The sequence below is a fragment of the Caulobacter sp. HMWF025 genome (genome assembly GCF_003060965.1).
Lineage (GTDB): Bacteria > Pseudomonadota > Alphaproteobacteria > Caulobacterales > Caulobacteraceae > Caulobacter.
In genome coordinates this window covers 1-14,868 of the sequence record NZ_QAII01000052.1, presented here as the reverse complement: position 1 = coordinate 14,868, position 14,868 = coordinate 1, and the positions used below count along the sequence as shown (strand labels likewise).

The window sequence follows — 14,868 nt, the reverse complement described above, 5'->3', positions numbered from 1 at the left end:
CTCGCACCGGCACAGGCGCGCGGTCTGTGCCGGTCAGTAGAGCAGTGTAGGGCTGGGCAGGATGAAATCGTCCTCCTGCACGTGCAGCCGCACGGGAACGCCCATACCAGTGGATTGTTCGGCCAGCCGCAGGGCCGCATCGCTGGCTTCAAAGCGGGTGGCGTAGTGGCCAAAGCGGAGATTGTCGCCGACGATCGACCAGTGATCGCCGAAACGAACGACGCCATAATGCACTTCAGTCATGATCGACCTCCTTGCAACACCACCACCCTTGCGCCGATCGGGGGCGATCACAAGGCGAAACAGGCCCTGGTGCCGCCTGGATTTCGCGTTCGACGCGCGAAGCCGTGACAAGCTGTGCTCCGCAGGAGATGATCAGGTCCATGTTTCGCCTGGTTGCCCTCTCTCTGATCCTTGCCTGCTCGGTCACGCCGGTCCTGGCCCAGGACCGCGCACCGGACGACCGTCAGCGGCTGCTGGACCTGGCCTATACACTCGGCGAGAGCCACGCCCTGCGTCAGGCCTGCCGCGGCCCGGATGACCAGTTCTGGCGCTCGCGTATGGTCCGGCTGACCGATGTCGAGCAAGCCGAACAGGCCTTCGATGTTCTCCTGCGCGACCGCTTCAATGTCGGCTTTGCGGCGGGCCAGGGCGAGTTCCCGGTCTGCGACGCCGCCAGCCGCAAGGCCGAACAGGTGGCGGCCCGCAAGGGACAGGCCCTGGCGCTGACCCTGTCGCGTTCGATGCGCCCGACGACTCCGGCCGTCCCGCCTCCGGAGTCACCCGACCCGCACTGAGGCAGCCCCCTGTCCGATAGCCCTTTCAGCCGGGTGGCATTATGCACTAGGCTGCGCTTGTTGGTTGTACAGGGAGCTGTCTCTTGACCTCGTTTTTCGTGCCGCTGGCCCTGCTGGTCCTGGCGGGCTTTCTCGTCATCAGCGTCATCAAGATCGTGCCGCAGGGCCGGGAATTCACCGTCGAGCGCTTCGGTCGCTACACGCGCACCCTGAAGCCGGGCATCAGCGTCCTGACGCCCTTTGTCGAGGCCATCGGTCGGCGGGTGAATATGATGGAGCAGGTCCTCGACGTGCCCCAGCAGGAGGTCATCACCAAGGACAACGTGTCGGTGAAGGTCGATGCCATCGTCTTCATCCAGGTGATGGACGCCGCCCAGGCGGCCTACAAGGTCGACAACCTGATGTACGCCATCACCCAGCTGGCCCAGACCAACCTGCGCACCGTCGTCGGCTCGATGGAACTGGACGAGGTGCTCAGCCAGCGTGACGCGATCAATACCCGCCTGCTGTCGACCATCGATCACGCGACCGGCCCGTGGGGCGTGAAGGTCGCCCGCATCGAGATCAAGGATCTGACGCCGCCGCCGGACATCACCAATGCCATGGCCCGGCAGATGAAGGCCGAACGCGAGAAGCGTGCGGTCATCACTGAAGCCGAAGGCGAAAAGCAGTCGCAAATCGCGCGGGCGGAAGGTCAGAAGCAGTCGGCCATCCTTCAGGCCGAAGGCCGTCGGGAAGCCGCCTTCAGGGACGCTGAGGCTCGCGAACGCGAAGCCGAGGCCGAGGCGAAGGCCACCGCCTTCGTGTCGGAAGCCATTTCAAAGGGCGACGTCAACGCCATCAACTATTTCATCGCCCAGAAGTACGTCGAAGCCTTCGGCGACCTCGCGCGCTCGCCCAACGCCAAGACCGTGATTGTCCCGGCCGATTTCGCCGGCCTGACGGGGACGGTCGCCGGGGTTGCCCAGCTGATCAAGACCCTGGGCACCGACTCCGAGAAGCCCAAGCCCGCTACTCCGGCGCGAACCAACACGCCGACCGGCGGCACAAAGGGAGCCTAGACGGTGGACAGCCTCGCGATGTTCCATGCCAGCCATCCCTTCTGGGTCTGGCTGATCATCGCAGCCGGCCTGCTGGCGATCGAGCTGGCCACGGGCAGCGGCTGGCTGCTCTGGCCCGCAGCCTGCGCAGCCGTGGTCGGGGTCCTGACCCTGCTCCTGCCCATGGGCGCGCCGGTCGAGGTGATCCTGTTTGCCCTCAGCACCATCGCCAGTACCGTGCTCAGCCGACGCTTCCTGAAGCCGGTGCTCGACAGCGGCACGCCGGACCTCAATGACCCCCTGGCCCAGTTGATCGGCCGCGAGGGTGAGCTCCTGGCTCCCTTCGAGGGCGATCGGGGCCGGGTGTTCGTCGACGGTAAGGAATGGCAGGCCCGGCTCGAGGGCCCGCCACCATCACCGGGGCAGCGGATCGCCGTGACCGCTCTGGACGGTACCACCGTGACAGTCCGCGCCTGCTGAAGGTCACTGGCGCTGCAAGCGCCAGGAGCCTATTGGCTGCGAACGCCGTGCGTCACTCGCCTGCGGCGATGCGAGGGGGCTTCGTGACGTCCATCATCTCTGTGTCGGGTCTGACCAAGACCTATGCGTCCGGGCATCAGGCCCTGAAGACGGTGGATCTGGAGATCCGCCCGGGCGAGATCTTCGCCCTGCTGGGCCCTAATGGTGCCGGAAAGACCACGCTGATCAGCATCATCTGCGGCATCGTCAACCCCAGCACCGGCACGATCCTGGCCGACGGCCATGACGTGGTGAAGGACTATCGCGCCGCCCGCAGCAAGATCGGCCTCGTGCCACAGGAACTGCACACCGACGCCTTCGAGACCGTCTGGGCCACGGTACGCTTTTCGCGCGGCCTGTTCGGCAAGGCCCCGAACGACGCCCATATCGAGAAGATCCTTCGCGACCTGTCTCTCTGGGACAAGAAGGACAGCAAGATCCTAGCCCTGTCGGGCGGCATGAAGCGCCGGGTGATGATCGCCAAGGCGCTCAGCCACGAGCCGGCCATCCTGTTCCTCGACGAGCCCACCGCCGGGGTCGATGTCGAGTTGCGCCGCGACATGTGGGAGATGGTCCGGGCGCTGCGCGACAGCGGCGTCACCATCATCCTGACCACCCACTATATCGAGGAGGCCGAGGAGATGGCCGACCGCATCGGGGTGATCAGCAAGGGCGAGATCATCCTGGTCGAGGACAAGGCGGTGCTGATGCGCAAGCTGGGCAAGAAGCAGCTGACCCTGCAATTGCAGGCCCCGCTGGCGGCGATCCCCGAGGCCCTGGCTGGCTATCCGCTGGAGCTGGCCGCCGGTGGCCAGGAGCTGATCTATACCTTCGACGCCCAGGCCGAAGAGACCGGAATCGCCGACCTGCTGCGCCGCCTCGGGGCTGAAGGGATCGACTTCAAGGACCTGCACACCAGCCAGAGCTCGCTGGAAGACATCTTCGTGAGCCTGGTGAGGGACGCCGCATGAACCTCTATGCCATTTCCGCCATCTACCGGTTCGAGCTGGCCCGCTGGTTCCGGACCCTGGCCCAGAGCATCCTGGCCCCGGTAATCTCGACCTCGCTCTATTTCGTCGTGTTCGGCTCGGCCATCGGCTCGCGCATGCAGGCCATCGACGGCGTCAGCTACGGGGCCTTCATCATTCCGGGTCTGGTGATGCTGTCCCTGCTGAGCGAGAGCATCTCCAACGCCGCGTTCGGCATCTACATGCCCAAATGGGCCGGCACGATCTATGAGCTGCTCAGCGCGCCGGTCTCGTGGATCGAGACCGTGATCGGCTATGTCGGAGCCGCGGCCACCAAGTCGGTGCTGCTGGGCCTGCTGATCCTGGCCACGGCGCGGATCTTCGTGCCGTTCGAGATCGCCCACCCGTTCGTGATGGCGCTGTTCCTCGTCCTGACGGCGGTGTCCTTCAGCCTGTTCGGCTTCGTGATCGGGGTCTGGGCCGACAACTTCCAGAAGCTGCAGATCGTACCGGCCCTGATCATCACGCCCCTGACCTTCCTGGGCGGCAGCTTCTATTCGATCAACATGCTGCCGCCGATCTGGCAGAAGATCACCCTGTTCAACCCGGTGGTCTATCTGGTCAGCGGTTTCCGCTGGAGCTTCTACGGCGTCTCCGACGTCGGAGTCGGCATCAGCCTGGGCATGACGGCCCTGTTCCTGGCCCTCTGTCTGACGGCGGTGTGGTGGATCTTCAGGACAGGCTATCGTCTGAAGAGCTGAGGTCAGGCTCGGCGACCGTCTCGCCGGAGTTCGCCACCGCCCGGCGCTCTTCCCGGGGCGCACCCCGGGCGATCATCGTGGCCTCGGCGTTGCGTACGAGACTGCGCTCGCCGTTGAAGGTCGCCAGGATCTGACAGGCCTCGAAGAAGCCGGCGTCGCTGCGGGTGTCGATTGGCGGTTGTACGACGACGAGATCGAGGTTCAGCGCCCTCAGCCTCCGGACCACGTCAAGCAGATCGACCATCGCCCCCGCCAGGGCGTGCAGGCTGGGCACGGCCAGCACCCCGCCTGGCTCGAGCGCCGTCAGCGCCCGGTCGAGACCGCTGCGGACGACGCCGCCGGCCAGGCACCGGTCGCTGAAGACCTCCTGACAGCCCAGGAGCAGCAGACGCTCCTCCTGGGCCGGACTGAAGAAGACCCCGCGCACGGGCGGCAGGCGGTAGTAGCCGACAAAGTTCATCGGGCCACTTTGCAAACCGGTCACCGGTTGGCGAGCAGTTTTCACGCGCGCCGGTCGGCCGCCCACAACTTCGTGGGGCGGCTCCCCCGCTAGGCGAGCGCCGCCGCCACGGCCTGGGCCAGCGGCGTCGTCGGGCGGCCGATCAGGGCAGCCAGTTGACGGCCGTCATCAAACAGCGCGCCCCGCGAAGCGCAGAGATCAGACTGGGCCAGGATATCGGCGAAGGCCGCGGGCAGGCCAAAGCCGGCCAGGATGCCGGCATAGTCGGCCTCCGGCAGGTTCTGATAGGGGACCGCCTTGCCGGTCTGGCGGGATACCTCGGCGGCCAGGTCGGCCAGGGTGAAGGCAACGTCGCCGGCCAGTTCATAGGTCCGGTTCTCATGCCCCGGGCTGGCAACGACCCGGGCAGCGGCCTCGGCATAGTCATCCCGGGTGGCGGCAGAAATTCGGCCTTCGCCGGCGCTGCCGATCAAGGCACCGGCCCCGAGAGCGGCCGGGATCGAAGCCGTATAGTTCTCGGTGTACCAGCCGTTGCGCAGTAGGGTGTAGGTCAGGCCCGAGGCCTTGATCAGGGCCTCGGTCGCGCGGTGCTCTTCGCCGAGGATCAGTGGCGTGGTGTCGGCTCGCAGGATGCTCGTATAGACGATGCGGGCGACACCGGCGGCCTTGGCGGCCTCGATGACATTGCGATGCTGCGGCAGGCGCTGCCCCACCTCGCTGCCCGAGATCAGCAGCAGGGTCTCAACCCCGGCCAGGGCGGCCGGAAGCGTGCCTGCCTGACCATAGTCCGCCGCGCGGACGGCAACGCCAAGGTCGGTCGCCTTGGCCGGGTCCCGGACCAGGGCAATGATCTGGTCCGCGGGAACCAGGGCCTTCAGATGCTCAACGACGCGGCGGCCCAGGTGGCCGGTGGCCCCGGTAATGGCGATGGTCATGTTTGATCTCCGTGAGTGTGACGGAGGACATCTGGGCCTATTGATTACTTTTAGTAAGTACGTACATAAATGTAAGTATGAAGAATTCTCCCAATCCTGCCCTGACCGAGGCCGTTCCGTTGTCGTCCAAGCTGGCGCGTGGGGATCTGATGTCGGCCGCCTGCCCGTCGCGGCAGGTCCTGAATCATGTGACCAGCCGCTGGGGCGTGCTGGTGCTGATGACGCTCGAGAGCGGCACCTGTCGCTTCAGCGTTCTGCGTCGGCGTATCGCAGGGGTCAGCGAGCGGATGCTGGCCCAGACCCTGCAGCAACTCGAAGGCGACGGCTTTGTCCGCCGCGTCGCCTTCCAGGTGGTGCCGCCACATGTCGAGTACAGCCTGACGCCGCTGGGGATTGAGGTCGCCGCCAAGGTCCGTAGCCTGGCCGACTGGATCGAGGTCAGCCTCGACCGGATCCTGCAGCACTGGGAGTCCCCTGTAGCGCCGGATAGCGACAGGCCGGAAAGCTCAGCGCGTCCCTGAATTGGCGTCGCGCAGGCCCTTGTTGGCCAGTTCGTCGGCACGTTCATTAAGAGGGTGACCGGCATGGCCCTTGACCCAGCGCCAGTCGACCTCGTGCCGGTTGCGGGCGGTGTCCAGACGCTTCCAGAGGTCGTCATTCTTGACGGGGCTCTTGTCAGCGGTTCTCCAGCCCCGGTCCTTCCAGCCATGGATCCACTGGGTGACGCCCTTCATCACATACTGGCTGTCGGTGTGCAGCTCGACCTTGCAGGGCTTGGTCAGAGCCTCAAGGGCCATGATGGCCCCCATCAGTTCCATGCGGTTATTGGTCGTGTGGCCTTCGCCGCCACAGATTTCCTTGCTCTTGTCGCCATACATCAGGATCGCGCCCCAGCCACCTGGGCCGGGATTGCCCTTGCAGGCCCCGTCGGTGAAGACCGTCACCTTGGGCGTCATGCGAACAGCACCAGGCCCTCACGGTGCACGGCCAGCTTGCGCTCGTACTCCAGCGGATCCTTCGGCTTGACCAGCGCACCGGCCGGGGTCGCGCCCCAGTCCGCTAGACGGGTCAGGAAGAAGCGCATCGCCGCGCCCCGCGCCAGGATCGGCAGCGCGTCCTTCTCGGCCGGGCTGAGCGGCCGACGGCGCTGGTAGCCGGCCAGCAGGGCCTGGGCGGCCGTGACGTTGAAACTGCCGTCGGTCTCGAAGCACCAGGCATTCAGCATCACCGCGATGTCATAGGCATAGGCGTCGTCGCAGGCGAAATAGAAGTCGATCGCGGCGGCGAACTTGCCGTCTGGCCTGAAGAAGACATTGTCGGGAAAATAGTCGGCGTGGATCGTGCCCGACGGCAGGTTGCGCGGCCACATCAGGGCCAGTTGCGCCAGATCCTTGTCGATTGTGGCAGCAAGGCCGGGCTTTAGCCCCTCGGCGGCCTGACGATGTTTGGCAAACAGCGGCGACCAGGCCGCCTGGCCCAGGTCGTTGGCCCTGCGCCCCGCATAGCCTTCGCCGGCCAGATGCAGATGCGCCAGGCCCTCACCGGCTTCGCGGCAATGGGCGGCGGTGGGCTTGCGGATCGACAGACCGGGCAAGAACTCGACCAGGGCGGCGGGCTTGCCGCGAATGGTCTTCAGGGTCGCCCCCTTGCGGTCGGCGATCGCCCGGGCGCTGGGATAGCCGCGCTGGGCCAGCCAGGTCATCAGATTGAGGAAATAGGGCAGATCCTCGGGCCGGGCGCGCTTTTCATAGACCGTCAGGATGAACCGGCCGCCCTCGGTCTCCAGCAGGAAGTTGGAGTTCTCCACCCCCTCGGCAATGCCCTTGAACGCCAGCGCCTGCCCCAGGTCGAAATCGGCCAGGAAGGCGGACAGTTCTTCGTCGGTGATGTCGGTATAGACGGCCATGCCCGGGGGATGCGGGAGCGGGCGCTGGCGGTCAAGAGGGTGAGGGCGACGGGAGCCGCGAGCGAGGCTAGGTTTGCCCCTCCGAAGCACGCTCTGCCCGGTCCTTGATGATCGTCAGCACGTTCTCCTGCACGTCGCCCATCATCAGTTCACCCCACAGCTTGGCGTAGGGATTGACGTGGGTCTTGGCGATGTACCGGGTCGTCAGGGTGAGTTCAGTCGTACCGGCATTGACGGGACGAAGGCGATAGTCGCCGGAATCGACCGTCAGGAACTGGCCGTCCGGCGAGATATGCTTGTCGGTGTATTCCTGGACAGAGCTGTTGGTGAAGTTGAAACGCCAGCCCAGCTTCTGACCCGGCTCCCAGGCGACAATGCGTTCCTGGAAATTGACGTGCTCGCCCCAGTAGGCCGTCCGCACAGCCCCTACACCGGTGCCAGCCATCACGGACTCCCGCGGCCTCGGCATGCCGATGAGGTTATGCGTAACCGTCCAGCGCCCTTCATGAACATCGATGTCGCGACTGGAGACGGCGTAGGGCCAGATCGCCTCGGGCGGCGCGTTGATCAGGACGCTGCGGGTGAGCGTAACCGTCTCATGTGGAAAGGGAATCTGCGCCTCGACCATGGCCGCGACCAGCGGAATGATCAAAAAGCTGGACTCAAGCGCTCGGACCCGGCGCCCCCGTTGGGCACGCATTACAAATGCACCTGCCCAGCCGCTGCCCAGCCAGACCGGCGAGAGCATCACGAGGCAGATGACGCCCTCATGCAGGACGAAAACAGAGGCTACACAGACCAGGGCGCAAAGGACGAGGGGGACATTCCAGTAGAAGGTCGCTGAACGCGTCTGGTCCGGGTCACCGATGTAGCAGATCAGGGCGCAAAGCACAGCCGGCAGCAGGGCGAGGAACCAGAGACTGGCAAACCAGACAGACCCGGCGTGGGAGGCTGAGAGCAGCAGGAAGGCACTCAAGGCGATGATGAGCGCGAGGGCAAACCCGGACAGAACCCGGTGCTTGAGACGTTTGCGAGGCCTTTCGGCCCATGGCGATTGCGACTTCACCCAGCACTCCTTCGTTTCCGTCAGTTATTTCCGTATTGAAAGAAATTTGCGGACAAATTTTTAGTCGCTGCGGTCCTTGCCGCTCACAAACTTCAGCAGGCCAACGACCTTTGAGCCCATCCGGATCAGTCGCATCAGCGTCTCAGGCGGGACGTCAAGCATCTGCTCGTACCAATGGTCGACCGTGTTGACGAAGGCATGCATCCGCTTCAGTCGCGCCTTGACCTCAGGGCTGATCGCCGGGCCTTGCGCATCGACGCCTGCCACGGCGTCGTTGATGGCAGCCACCATGGGGTCGATTTCACGGGCCTTGCGACCTTGCGCGACCCTTGAGGCCATCTGCCAGAGATCCGTCTCCGCCTCATAGTGATCCCGGCGGTCGCCCAGGACCGGAACCCTGTGGATCAGTTTCCAGGCCAGCAATTCCTTGAGGCTGTTCGAGACATTGGAGCGGGCCAGTCCCAGGGTCGTGGCAATATCCTCGGCCGTGAGCGGCTTCTCGCTCAGAAACAGCAGCGCCTGGATCTGGGCGACCGAGCGATTGACTCCCCATTGACCGCCGAGGTCTCCCCAGCGGAGGACAATCTGCTCGACCGCAAGAGGCAGAGACCTGTCAGTAATTTCTGTCATGACGGAAATAAGCGACCGATTTGGAAGAAAGTCAAGCGCTGCAGCCCACCGTTCGCTCCTGCCTCTGACCAGGGGCGAGGCAGGGCACTGAAGGTCCTAGGCCGTCAGCAGCCTCGGCAGCTTGAAGGTCACGGTCTCACGGGCCTCGACGAGGTCCACGACCGTGACGTCGAACCGCGCGGCGATGGCGTCGATGACGCCTTGCACCAGATCCTCGGGGGCCGAGGCCCCGGCGGTCAGACCGACCCGGGAGACGCCTTCAAACCAAGACCAGTCCAGCCCGGTCGCATCGTCGATCAGGCGGGCGTCGCGGGCCCCGGCCTTCAGGCCGACCTCGGCCAGGCGCACCGAGTTGGACGAGTTGCGCGAACCCACCACCAGCACCAGCTCGGAAGCCCGGGCCAGGCTCTTGACCGCGTCCTGGCGGTTGGTCGTGGCGTAGCAGATGTCTTCCTTATGCGGCGCGGCGATGCCGGGGAAGCGGGCCTTCAAGGTATCGACCATCTCGGCGGTATCATCGACCGAAAGGGTGGTCTGGGTCAGGAAGGCCACATTGGCGGCGTCCTTCGGCTGCCAGACGCGGGCATCGTCAATGTCCTCGATCAGAGTCACCGACCCCTCCGGCAGCTGGCCCATGGTGCCGACGACCTCCGGGTGGCCCTCATGGCCGATCAGCACAATCTCGCGCCCCGCGTCGAAATGCTTCTGGGCCTCGACATGCACCTTGGAGACCAGCGGGCAGGTGGCATCCAGATAGATCATCTGCCGGGCCTTGGCCTCGGCCGGCACCGACTTGGGCACGCCGTGGGCTGAAAAGACGATGGGGCGGTCGTCGGGGGCTTCGCTGAGCTCCTCGATGAAGATCGCGCCCAGGGCCTTCAGCCGGTCAACCACATGGCGGTTATGGACGATCTCGTGCCGCACATAGACCGGCGCACCGAATTTTTCGATGGCGCGCTCGACGATCTGGATGGCGCGATCCACGCCGGCACAGAAGCCTCGAGGGCTGGCCAGCAGGATGGTGAGGGCGGGACGGACCGGAGCGGGAGCGTTCATGGGCCGAACCTAGGCGTTCGGGGATCGCTGCGCCAGAGTCAGCGCGCCCAGTCTGTACATTGCGACGTCACGCATATGCCTTTATCAGGCTGCATGACGCCGCCTGGGGCACGCGCCCCGACTGGCTCTTCATTTTCTGACCGGACGTTTCATGCGCCGTAATCTCACGCTTGCCCTCAGCGCCCTGATGGCCGTCTCGCTCGCCGCAACGGCGATGAGCGCCAATGCCCAATCGCGCGGTCGCGGCGACCAGGGCGGCGGTGCCGGCGGGGATGAGGAACAGGCTGGCAAGAAGAAGAAGCGCGACGAAGAGTGGAACCAGCCCAAGGCTCCGCTGCCCCAACTGCGCAATGCCGGCCCCTGCCCCTATGTAAAGGTGCTGTACGACGCCAGCCGCTATGTCGAATTCAAGGACGGCCGCGAGAGCCCGACGACCGTCGGCTATACGGGCGAGATCCAGGGCATCTCCTCGGGCTGCGCCTACAAGAGCGACGACCCGATCAGCATGCGCATGGAAATCCTGTTCCAGCTGGGCCGGGGTCCGCAGGCCACCGACAGCCACCGCACCTACCGCTACTGGGTCGCAGTGACCGAGCGGAACCAGGCCGTGATCGCCAAGGAGTATTTCGACCTGCCGATCACCTTTCCGGCCGGTCAGGACCGCGTCTTCGCGACCGAGGTCCTCAACACCATCACCATTCCGCGCGCCGACGCCAAGGTCAGCGGCGGCAATTTCGAAGTGCTCGTCGGCTTTGACGTGACGCCGGAAATGGCGGCCTTCAATCGCGACGGCAAGCGCTTCCGCGTCAACGCCGGCCAGACCGCCCAGGCCGGCCAACCAGGGACTACCACCAAGCAATGAGCGATTTGAAGCGGTCCCTGAGTGAAGCGGCCGCGGCCGCTTTCCAGGCCGCCGGACTGTCTCCCGAGTTCGGGCGCGTGACGGCGTCCGACCGGCCTGATCTGGCTGATTTCCAGTGCAATGGGGCGCTTGCAGCCGCCAAGAGCGCCAAGCGCAATCCCCGCGAGATCGCTGTCCAGGTGGTCGAGCACCTGAAGGGCGACCCGCGCCTGGCATCGGTCGATATTGCCGGCGTCGGCTTCATCAACATGCGTGTCAGCGCCGAGGCCCTGTCGGCCCGAACGCGGGAAATCGCCGCCGATCCCCGCACCGGTGCGGTGCTTCTCGACGAGCCGCGCCGCGTGCTGATCGACTATGCCGGCCCCAATGTGGCCAAGCCCATGCATGTGGGCCACCTGCGGGCTTCGATCATCGGCGAGTCGATCAAGCGCCTCTATCGCTTCCGGGGTGACGACGTGGTGGGCGACGCCCACTTCGGTGACTGGGGCTTTCAGATGGGCCTGCTGATCAGTGCCATCATGGAAGAAGACGCCTTCATCGGTGCCCTGCTGGATCGCCTGATCGAAGCCCCGCGCGGTTTCTCGACGGCCGACGAGGCCAAGGTCATGGCCGAGTTCGGCCAGCGGGTAAGCCTGGCCGACCTCGACCGAATCTATCCGATAGCCTCGGCCCGGCAGAAGGAAGACCCCGAGTTCAAGGAACGGGCTCGCAAGGCCACGGCGGAACTCCAGAACGGCCGGTTCGGCTACCGCCTGCTTTGGCGTCACTTCGTGAACATCAGCCGGGTGGCCCTCGAGCGCGAATTCCATGCCCTCGGCGTCGATTTCGACCTCTGGAAGGGCGAGAGCGACGTGCAGGACCTGATTGCGCCGATGGTCTACCAGCTGGAGGCCAAGGGCCTGCTGGTCGAGGACCAGGGTGCCCGGATCGTCCGCGTGGCCCGCGAAGATGACAAACGCGATGTCCTGCCGCTGCTCGTCGTCTCGTCGGAAGGCTCGGCCATGTATGGCACGACCGATCTGGCGACCATCCTGGATCGCCGCAGTTCGTTCGACCCGCACCTGATCCTGTACTGCGTTGACCAGCGCCAGGCCGATCACTTCGAAACGGTGTTCCGCGCCGCCTATCTGGCCGACTATGCCACGCCAGGCAGCCTGGAGCATATCGGCTTCGGCACCATGAACGGCAGTGACGGAAAGCCGTTCAAAACCCGCGCCGGCGGCGTTCTGAAGCTGCACGATCTCATCGAGATGGCCCGCGAAAAGGCCCGCGAGCGCCTGCGCGAAGCCGGTCTCGGCACAGAGCTGTCGGTGGAGGCCTTCGAGGACACCGCCCACAAGGTGGGGGTCGCGGCGCTTAAGTTTGCGGATCTGCAGAACTTCCGTGGCACCTCCTATGTCTTCGATCTCGACCGCTTCACCAGCTTCGAGGGCAAGACGGGCCCCTATCTGCTGTACCAGTCGGTGCGCATCAAAAGCGTCCTGCGCCGGGCGGCCGAGGCCGGGGTACAGGCCGGGCGGATCGTCATCGGCGAACCCGCCGAGCGGGATCTGGCCATGCTACTGGACGCCTTCGAAGGCGCGCTGTCGGAGGCCTATGACAAGAAGGCTCCCAACTTCCTGGCCGAGCACGCCTACAAGCTGGCCCAGACCTTCTCAAAGTTCTATGCGGCCTGCCCGATCATGGGGGCCGACGATGAGGCCATGCGCGCCTCGCGCCTGAACCTTGCCCAGACGACGCTGCGGCAGCTCGAGCAGGTCCTCGACCTGCTGGGGATCGAGGCACCGGAACGGATGTAGCCGGCAGACGCCAGCCAGGCCGCGCCTAAGCCGCTCAGGGTCGAAGACCTGTCAGGCTGCCCGGTCATGAGTGGCACTGTCGCTGACCGTGAACCGCTGGATCAGGGCCCCGAGCTCACTGGCTTCACGGGTGAGGTTGTGGCTGGCGGCGGTCGTTTGCTCGACCATCGCGGCATTCTGCTGGGTAACCTGGTCCATCTGGCCGACAGCATTGTTGATTTCGGCCAGGCCGACCGCCTGGTGCCGAGCGGCCGAAGCGATGGTGTTCACCAGATCCTCGATCCGTCCGAAATGATCGACGACCCCGGAGAGTTCCTCGCCGACCCGGACCACCAGCCCGACGCCGCTCTGGACACTGTCCGAGGACTCGGTGACCAGGGTCTTGATCTCCTTGGCCGCATCCGCCGAGCGCTGGGCCAGGGCGCGCACTTCCTGGGCGACGACCGCAAAGCCGCGGCCCGCCTCACCGGCCCGGGCGGCTTCGACCCCGGCATTAAGCGCCAGAAGATTGGTCTGGAACGCGATCTCATCGATCACGGTGATGATCTGGCCGATCTGGCGTGAAGAGGCATCGATCCGCTCCATCGCAGTCATGGCCTCATTGGCGACAGCGCTGGACTTGCCGACCATGGTGCGACTGACTGAGGTAGCCTTCTGGGCCTCAGCCGCGTTTTCAGCGGTCTGCCTGACGGTGGCGGTGACCTGGTCCAGTGCTGCGGCAGTTTCCTCAAGGCTGGCGGCCTGTTGCTCTGTGCGTCGGGCCAGATCATCAGACGCCGAGGAAATCTCGCGTGAGCCGCTGTCAACAGCGCTGGTGCTGTCCAGGACCCGCCCCATCGTCTCTTCAAGTATTTCCAGCGAGCTGTTGAAGTCGTCGCGCAAACATTCGAATTCTCGAGGAAATTTTGCGGTTATCCGCTGAGTCAGATTGCCTTCTGCCAATTGCTGGAGCCCGCCCCCCAGGAGTTTGACGACCTGTTGACGCAGGTTGCGCTCCTCGGTTCTGGCCATTTCGGCCGCCCAGTCCTGATCCTGGAACTGCTTCAACTGCTCGGCCTGTTTGGCGGCCTGGCGTTCCAGCGAGGCCGTTCTGAAGTTTGCAACCGATCTAGCCATTTCGCCCACCTCGTCGGCGCGCCCCTGCATCGGGACTTCCTGGCTGAAGTCCCCCGCAGCCAGCTGGCCCATATAGGCGGACACCTTCGACAGAGGGATCACAACGAAATTGCGCAGGGCATTGGAGCCCGCCACGACGAGGACCAGCATCATCAGGGTCGTCGCCGCCAGGAGAGCAAAGGCGATCTTCGTGGTGCGTTCAGCTTCGAGAACGGAATCGGCTGCGGCCTTGTTGGCCATGATGGCGAGGCCGTCGATGATCTTGCGGTGCCGGACATAGATCGGCTCGAGTTCGGAAATGGACCTGTTGGCGGCAATTATGTCGCCGGATTTCAGGGCCGGCGCGTACTTCTGATCCACGACGCTCCAGAACGCGTCGGCTTCAGCCTGGGATTGTTCAAGCGTCGCCAGGATTTCCTTCGGCAAACCCACCGTCTGCCAATAGTCCCGCCGCTGCTCATCCTGGGCCTTGAGGGTAGCCAGGGTGTCCAGGGTCACCTTGGCCTGACCAAGGTCCTCGACCCCATGGTGCACGGACAGCATGGCCTCAACCAGATAGAGCGGCGGTGGCAGAATGTCGGCCAGCAGCTCATAGGCGTGGGCCTGCTTCTTCGACAACGGCCCACCGACCCGGAGCTCCAGCAGCGAGAATACGGCAGTTGCTGAGGCCAGGATAAAGCCCAGCAGCAAGGCACCCGCAAAGAGATTCAAGGCATCTCGAAGTCTGAGTTTCATGGCCGAATCCGCAGCTCTGGAATTCGCAGTTCAAGGAAACAGGATTAACGGGCCTGAAACCTGCCCTGCGGCCATCTGTCTCAGGGGGGCGTAGCGGCGGGGCCTCTGACGGCAACACGGCCTGGCTTTGGACCGCAAATCCGGCCCCGCGCTTGACTCCCGCGCCCCCCTCCAGCATTGAGCCCCAACCCTCGCGGGAGACATCGGGATTCGCGTCC

At 65.0% G+C, this 14,868-nt stretch carries 17 protein-coding genes; 8 read left to right on the top strand and 9 right to left on the bottom strand.

Annotation, left to right across the window (positions count from 1 at the left end):
• Positions 1–33: 33 nt before the first annotated feature.
• Positions 34–243: a hypothetical protein gene (locus DBR10_RS06980; RefSeq protein ID WP_108504946.1), complete on the bottom strand. Its 210-nt coding sequence runs from the start codon at positions 241–243 to the stop codon at positions 34–36.
• A gap of 140 nt (positions 244–383) precedes the next feature.
• Here DBR10_RS06980 and DBR10_RS06975 point away from each other — a divergent pair, with 140 nt between their 5' ends.
• From DBR10_RS06975 to DBR10_RS06955, 5 genes are all read left to right on the top strand, one after another.
• On the top strand, positions 384–797 hold the full coding sequence (locus DBR10_RS06975) for a TIGR02301 family protein (protein WP_108504947.1): 414 nt from the start codon (positions 384–386) through the stop codon (positions 795–797).
• Positions 798–895: 98 nt separating this feature from the next.
• Positions 896–1,858 (top strand): SPFH domain-containing protein, encoded by a 963-nt coding sequence (locus DBR10_RS06970; protein WP_108504950.1) that lies wholly within the window; start codon positions 896–898, stop codon positions 1,856–1,858.
• 3 nt (positions 1,859–1,861) lie between these two features.
• Positions 1,862–2,317: an NfeD family protein gene (locus tag DBR10_RS06965; protein ID WP_233243308.1), complete on the top strand. Its 456-nt coding sequence runs from the start codon at positions 1,862–1,864 to the stop codon at positions 2,315–2,317.
• Between the two features lie 68 nt (positions 2,318–2,385).
• Positions 2,386–3,327: an ABC transporter ATP-binding protein gene (locus DBR10_RS06960; RefSeq protein WP_108489985.1), complete on the top strand. Its 942-nt coding sequence runs from the start codon at positions 2,386–2,388 to the stop codon at positions 3,325–3,327.
• Positions 3,324–4,085 carry an ABC transporter permease gene (locus DBR10_RS06955; protein ID WP_108505875.1) on the top strand — a complete coding sequence of 254 codons (762 nt, stop codon included), beginning with the start codon at positions 3,324–3,326 and terminating at the stop codon, positions 4,083–4,085. Before DBR10_RS06960 ends, DBR10_RS06955 begins: the two co-directional genes overlap by 4 nt.
• Here DBR10_RS06955 and DBR10_RS06950 read toward each other — a convergent pair.
• Both DBR10_RS06950 and DBR10_RS06945 read right to left on the bottom strand, forming a co-directional pair.
• Positions 4,057–4,545 carry a recombinase family protein gene (locus DBR10_RS06950; protein ID WP_108556227.1) on the bottom strand — a complete coding sequence of 163 codons (489 nt, stop codon included), beginning with the start codon at positions 4,543–4,545 and terminating at the stop codon, positions 4,057–4,059. The genes DBR10_RS06955 and DBR10_RS06950 overlap by 29 nt on opposite strands.
• Before the next feature lie 89 nt (positions 4,546–4,634).
• Positions 4,635–5,480: an SDR family oxidoreductase gene (locus DBR10_RS06945; RefSeq protein ID WP_108504015.1), complete on the bottom strand. Its 846-nt coding sequence runs from the start codon at positions 5,478–5,480 to the stop codon at positions 4,635–4,637.
• A 77-nt stretch (positions 5,481–5,557) separates the two neighbouring features.
• Between DBR10_RS06945 and DBR10_RS06940 the strand changes: the two genes are divergently transcribed.
• Positions 5,558–6,001 carry a winged helix-turn-helix transcriptional regulator gene (locus tag DBR10_RS06940; protein WP_108504016.1) on the top strand — a complete coding sequence of 148 codons (444 nt, stop codon included), beginning with the start codon at positions 5,558–5,560 and terminating at the stop codon, positions 5,999–6,001.
• On the opposite strand, the gene rnhA is transcribed toward DBR10_RS06940, so the two are convergent.
• The 5 genes from rnhA to ispH all read right to left on the bottom strand — a co-directional run bounded on the left by rnhA (position 5,987) and on the right by ispH (position 10,138).
• Complete coding sequence (gene rnhA, locus DBR10_RS06935; protein WP_108504017.1) at positions 5,987–6,436, bottom strand: ribonuclease HI; 450 nt, start codon at positions 6,434–6,436, stop codon at positions 5,987–5,989. The genes DBR10_RS06940 and rnhA overlap by 15 nt on opposite strands.
• Positions 6,433–7,386, bottom strand: a complete 954-nt coding sequence (thrB, locus tag DBR10_RS06930) for a homoserine kinase (RefSeq protein ID WP_108504018.1) — start codon at positions 7,384–7,386, stop codon at positions 6,433–6,435. Before thrB ends, rnhA begins: the two co-directional genes overlap by 4 nt.
• 67 nt (positions 7,387–7,453) lie before the next feature.
• On the bottom strand, positions 7,454–8,452 hold the full coding sequence (locus tag DBR10_RS06925) for a hypothetical protein (protein ID WP_108489530.1): 999 nt from the start codon (positions 8,450–8,452) through the stop codon (positions 7,454–7,456).
• A gap of 60 nt (positions 8,453–8,512) precedes the next feature.
• Entirely contained in the window at positions 8,513–9,082 is a 570-nt protein-coding gene (locus DBR10_RS06920; protein ID WP_108489531.1) for a GbsR/MarR family transcriptional regulator, read from the bottom strand.
• Between the two features lie 96 nt (positions 9,083–9,178).
• Positions 9,179–10,138 carry a 4-hydroxy-3-methylbut-2-enyl diphosphate reductase gene (gene ispH, locus DBR10_RS06915; RefSeq protein WP_108489532.1) on the bottom strand — a complete coding sequence of 320 codons (960 nt, stop codon included), beginning with the start codon at positions 10,136–10,138 and terminating at the stop codon, positions 9,179–9,181.
• A 151-nt stretch (positions 10,139–10,289) separates the two neighbouring features.
• On the opposite strand from ispH, the gene DBR10_RS06910 reads away from it, so the two are divergent.
• Together DBR10_RS06910 and DBR10_RS06905 are read left to right on the top strand one after the other, a co-directional pair.
• Positions 10,290–11,000: a Tat pathway signal sequence domain protein gene (locus DBR10_RS06910; protein WP_108504019.1), complete on the top strand. Its 711-nt coding sequence runs from the start codon at positions 10,290–10,292 to the stop codon at positions 10,998–11,000.
• Positions 10,997–12,799, top strand: a complete 1,803-nt coding sequence (locus DBR10_RS06905) for an arginine--tRNA ligase (RefSeq protein ID WP_108504020.1) — start codon at positions 10,997–10,999, stop codon at positions 12,797–12,799. The genes DBR10_RS06910 and DBR10_RS06905 overlap by 4 nt, the downstream gene beginning before the upstream one ends.
• 51 nt (positions 12,800–12,850) lie before the next feature.
• Here the strand turns inward: DBR10_RS06905 and DBR10_RS06900 are convergent, their stop codons facing one another.
• Positions 12,851–14,650: a methyl-accepting chemotaxis protein gene (locus tag DBR10_RS06900; RefSeq protein ID WP_108504021.1), complete on the bottom strand. Its 1,800-nt coding sequence runs from the start codon at positions 14,648–14,650 to the stop codon at positions 12,851–12,853.
• Between the last annotated feature and the right edge of the window lie 218 nt (positions 14,651–14,868).

What these genes read in the sequence shown, in the direction of transcription:
- DBR10_RS06980 (WP_108504946.1), bottom strand. Translation starts at nt 243, where the DNA reads ATGACTGAAGTGCATTATGGCGTCGTTCGTTTCGGCGATCACTGGTCG.
- DBR10_RS06975 (WP_108504947.1), top strand. Translation starts at nt 384, where the DNA reads ATGTTTCGCCTGGTTGCCCTCTCTCTGATCCTTGCCTGCTCGGTCACG.
- DBR10_RS06960 (WP_108489985.1), top strand. Translation starts at nt 2,386, where the DNA reads ATGCGAGGGGGCTTCGTGACGTCCATCATCTCTGTGTCGGGTCTGACC.
- DBR10_RS06955 (WP_108505875.1), top strand. Translation starts at nt 3,324, where the DNA reads ATGAACCTCTATGCCATTTCCGCCATCTACCGGTTCGAGCTGGCCCGC.
- DBR10_RS06950 (WP_108556227.1), bottom strand. Translation starts at nt 4,545, where the DNA reads ATGAACTTTGTCGGCTACTACCGCCTGCCGCCCGTGCGCGGGGTCTTC.
- DBR10_RS06945 (WP_108504015.1), bottom strand. Translation starts at nt 5,480, where the DNA reads ATGACCATCGCCATTACCGGGGCCACCGGCCACCTGGGCCGCCGCGTC.
- DBR10_RS06940 (WP_108504016.1), top strand. Translation starts at nt 5,558, where the DNA reads ATGAAGAATTCTCCCAATCCTGCCCTGACCGAGGCCGTTCCGTTGTCG.
- rnhA (WP_108504017.1), bottom strand. Translation starts at nt 6,436, where the DNA reads ATGACGCCCAAGGTGACGGTCTTCACCGACGGGGCCTGCAAGGGCAAT.
- thrB (WP_108504018.1), bottom strand. Translation starts at nt 7,386, where the DNA reads ATGGCCGTCTATACCGACATCACCGACGAAGAACTGTCCGCCTTCCTG.
- DBR10_RS06920 (WP_108489531.1), bottom strand. Translation starts at nt 9,082, where the DNA reads ATGACAGAAATTACTGACAGGTCTCTGCCTCTTGCGGTCGAGCAGATT.
- ispH (WP_108489532.1), bottom strand. Translation starts at nt 10,138, where the DNA reads ATGAACGCTCCCGCTCCGGTCCGTCCCGCCCTCACCATCCTGCTGGCC.
- DBR10_RS06910 (WP_108504019.1), top strand. Translation starts at nt 10,290, where the DNA reads ATGCGCCGTAATCTCACGCTTGCCCTCAGCGCCCTGATGGCCGTCTCG.
- DBR10_RS06905 (WP_108504020.1), top strand. Translation starts at nt 10,997, where the DNA reads ATGAGCGATTTGAAGCGGTCCCTGAGTGAAGCGGCCGCGGCCGCTTTC.
- DBR10_RS06900 (WP_108504021.1), bottom strand. Translation starts at nt 14,650, where the DNA reads ATGAAACTCAGACTTCGAGATGCCTTGAATCTCTTTGCGGGTGCCTTG.